5 protein-coding genes and 1 pseudogene are annotated in these 3527 nt (G+C 28.7%); all 6 read left to right on the top strand.

The annotated features are described in order from the left end of the window. The coding region (fliW, locus tag B3603_RS02450) for a flagellar assembly protein FliW (protein WP_291560295.1) at positions 1-213 on the top strand (213 nt) is incomplete at its 5' end. Position 214: 1 nt separating this feature from the next. Then, entirely contained in the window at positions 215-430 is a 216-nt protein-coding gene (gene csrA, locus B3603_RS02445) for a carbon storage regulator CsrA (RefSeq protein ID WP_291560292.1), read from the top strand. Positions 431-444: 14 nt separating this feature from the next. Continuing rightward, the gene (locus B3603_RS02440; protein WP_291560290.1) at positions 445-816 is read left to right on the top strand and encodes a flagellar protein FlaG; all 372 of its coding nucleotides are present in this window, start codon (positions 445-447) and stop codon (positions 814-816) included. Between the two features lie 25 nt (positions 817-841). Continuing rightward, positions 842-1228 (top strand): flagellar export chaperone FliS, encoded by a 387-nt coding sequence (gene fliS / locus B3603_RS02435; RefSeq protein WP_291560288.1) that lies wholly within the window; start codon positions 842-844, stop codon positions 1226-1228. A gap of 208 nt (positions 1229-1436) precedes the next feature. Beyond that, positions 1437-3305: a flagellar filament capping protein FliD gene (fliD, locus tag B3603_RS02430; protein WP_291560284.1), complete on the top strand. Its 1869-nt coding sequence runs from the start codon at positions 1437-1439 to the stop codon at positions 3303-3305. Beyond that, positions 3305-3527 (top strand): annotated as a pseudogene (locus B3603_RS02425) (hypothetical protein); the annotation flags it as partial. The gene fliD and the pseudogene B3603_RS02425, both read left to right, overlap by 1 nt.

Below are 3527 nucleotides of genomic sequence, written 5' to 3'. Positions count from 1 at the left end.
AAATTAAACGAAAACTTTGTAGAAGAACTAAAGATTAAAGAACCAAATGAAGTTATGGTATATACTACTGTAACCTTAAATTCTAATATAGAAAAAATTACAACTAATTTAAAGGCTCCAATTGTTATTAATAGGTTTAGTAAATTAGGAAAACAAATTATAATAGACAATGAGAGTTATAAAATAAAAGAACCAATATTTAAGGAGAAATAAGATGTTAGTTGTAAGTAGAAAAAAAGGTGAATCCATATTAATTGGAGATGATATAGAAGTAACAATAGTAAAAGCAGATAATGGTTCAGTAAAATTATCTATAAAGGCGCCTAAAGATGTTACCATCCTGAGAAAGGAATTGAAGGAAGAGGTAACAGAAGAAAATAAAAATGCTATTATAATGGATAGTTCAATTTTAAGTAAGCTAAAAAAATAATGTGAGGTGCAAATATGAAAATAGGAGCAATGAATACCATGATAAACAGGGAAGTGGATTATGGTATGAATCTTGAAAACAAAAGATTAGAACAAGATGAAAACATTATAGCTTCAGAAGAAAGTACACTGGTATTAGAGGGAGATAACTATCAAAAAGTTAAAGAAAAACCACTAAAAGTTGCGGTGGATAGGCTAAATAAATTTTTTAGTGATAAGGAATCCTATATAGAGTATGAAAAACATGATGTTTTTAATGCATATATAGTTAAAATTGTAGATAAAGAAACTAGAGAAGTTATAAGGGAAATTCCGCCAAGAAAAATATTGGATATGGTTGCCTCTATGTGTGAAATAGCTGGTGTATTACTAGATAAAAAAGCATAAAAATTCCAAAAAAGGTGGGTTAAAAGTGAAGGCTTATAGTAATGCATATAATACCTATAAAAATAATAGTGTAAACTATGCCTCTAAGGAGCAATTATTATTAATGCTATTAGATGGAGCGGTAAAATACGCCAAGATAGGAAGACAAGCTATCATAGATAATGACATACAAAAAAAACATGACAACATAATGAGAACTCAAGATATATTTTATGAACTTATGATTTCTCTAGATAGAAACGCTGGAGGGGAATGGGGCGACAATTTATATGCAGTTTACGAATTTATAAACCAAAGACTAATGGAAGCGAATATGAAAAAAGACGTAAAAATTATGGATGAGATAATTCCGTTAATAGAAGAAGTAAGAGACCTATGGAACGAGGCGTATAAGTTATCAGTAAAAAAGTAACAACTTATACGCATTATGATTAAAAATGAAGAGTTAAGAATGAAGAATTATGGTGAAAAAAACTACGTTTTTTAATTAATAAAAATAAAGGATTTACTTAAGGAACTCAACAATTGTTAAGTTTTATCCGAAATTCTTTATTTTCCATTCTTAATTATTAATTAAACAAAGTTGTGCATTGTGCATTAAAAAAAGGGGATGTTTTAACATGAGAATAGGTGGACTCGCTACCGGCATGGATACAGATAAAATGATTCAAGAAATGCTTAAACCGTATCAGATGAGATTGGACAAAACAAAGCAAGATAAACAAATTCTTCAATGGCAACAAGAAATCTATAGAGATATAATAAAAGATGTAAGAGATTTAGAGTCAAAATATTTTAATTCATTAAAAGGTGATTATTTATTAAGTAGTAATTCTTATTATGGCGTAAAGGTAGAAGTTAATGATAAGCTAGCTAATCTAGCAAATATAGTAGCTGGTTCTAAAGCTAAAGAAGGTAAATATAAATTAGAAGTAGAACAGATAGCAGAAAATGCAAAGATAAGTTCTAGTGGTAGAGTAGAGAAGAATGAGGAAAAGATTAAGGCTACCAAATTAAGCCAACTAGGTATAGAAAAAGATTCAAAGCTTAGTGTTAGATATATTGATAATAATGGTGATGAAATTACTACCACCATTACCATAGATGATCCAGGTATAACTATAGAGAAACTTCAAAATAAGATCGAAGACGAAACAGGGGGAAAGGTAAAATTAAAAATTGAAAATGGAAGCATAAAATTAACTGATGCTACCAATTTTGAAGACAGTACTGGAATAATGTCTAAACTTAGTTCTAATATGAATACAAGTATCTATACTAAATTAAGTGATTTAGGTATAGATGCAGGAGATAAATTTACTATAGATTATGCAGGGTTAAAGGAACCTATTGAAATTGAAATAACTGATAATATTCAGAATGTTTCTCAATTAATTTCAGAGATATCAAAAAAGACAAAAGGAGAAGTAAGCTTATCCTTTAATGAACTAAGTGGAAAGTTTTCCTTTGAAACTAAGAATACAGGCAGTGAAGCAAAATTAAAACTATCTAATAGCTCGGAAAATAACTCAGGAAATATATTAGGCGCTCTTAATATCACTACATCAAGTAGTGCTGGTAAAGATGCAATTGTTAATATTAAAGAACCAGATGGAACTGAGGGAAGAGTTGTTAGAGCAAATAACAAATTTACTGTTAATGATGTAGTTTATGATTTAAAGGAAAAATCTACTGGTAGTGAGATGGAGTTTACTGTTACTAAATCTACACAAAAGGGTATAGATTTAATTAAAGGATTTATTGAAGATTATAATAAACTAGTAGAAAAAACTAATAAATTAACTACTGAAAAGAAAAATTATAAATTTTCTCCACTTACAGAAGATCAAAAGAAAGAGATGAAAGAAGATGATATTAAAAAGTGGGAGGAAAAGGCTAAAGCTGGAATTATAAAAGGTGATCCTTATGTTGAAAGAATGATGAGAGATATAAGAAGTATTTTCTTTCAAAAGGTAGAGGGCTCAGAAGTATCATTACAGTCTATAGGTATAAATACTACTAAAAACTACAAAGAAGGTGGTAAACTTGCTATAGATGAAGAAAAACTTAAAAAAGCCTTTACAGAAGATCCAGAAAAGGTTATACAATTATTTACCCAAAAATCTACCACTCATTCAAGCTATAACCCAGATTTAAGTCAAGAAGAGAGAAAAGTAAGAAACAGTGAGCAAGGTATATTTAATAGAATAGAGGATATATTTAAAGATTATGCCAGAACTGGTCTTAATAAGGATGGATATAGAGGTATACTTTTAGAAAAAGCTGGCGAAATTGGGAATACTACTGAAAAAAATAGTCTTCTATCAAAAAAGATAAAAGATAAAGATAAAATTATAGATGAACAAGTCAGAAAGTTAGCGGAAAGAGAAAATAGACTTTATATACAATTTGCTAAATTAGAAAAAGCTATGAACTCTTTAAATTCACAACAAGCATGGTTTGCTCAACAAATGGGTGGAGGGCAATAATGAGTGAATTAAAAAACTTATTATTGGAGTATAAAAATATTAATGATAAATTAATTGATATTTTATCTCAAGACTTAGAAGATAGTAATTATGATGAGCTTCAACCATTGTTAAGTGAAAGACAACAAGTTATAAATTCTATAAATCTTTTAAACTATACCACTGAGGAATTTTCTACTATTTCAAAAGAACTAAATATACCAGCCTCAGAGGAGTTATTAA

Source organism: Clostridium sp. UBA2485, from assembly GCF_002341865.1.
Lineage (GTDB): Bacteria > Bacillota > Clostridia > Clostridiales > Clostridiaceae > Clostridium_J.
Note: the sequence above shows the minus strand (reverse complement) of the source record. Positions and strands in the feature narration are given on the sequence as shown.

What these genes read in the sequence shown, in the direction of transcription:
- csrA (WP_291560292.1), top strand. Translation starts at nt 215, where the DNA reads ATGTTAGTTGTAAGTAGAAAAAAAGGTGAATCCATATTAATTGGAGAT.
- B3603_RS02440 (WP_291560290.1), top strand. Translation starts at nt 445, where the DNA reads ATGAAAATAGGAGCAATGAATACCATGATAAACAGGGAAGTGGATTAT.
- fliD (WP_291560284.1), top strand. Translation starts at nt 1,437, where the DNA reads ATGAGAATAGGTGGACTCGCTACCGGCATGGATACAGATAAAATGATT.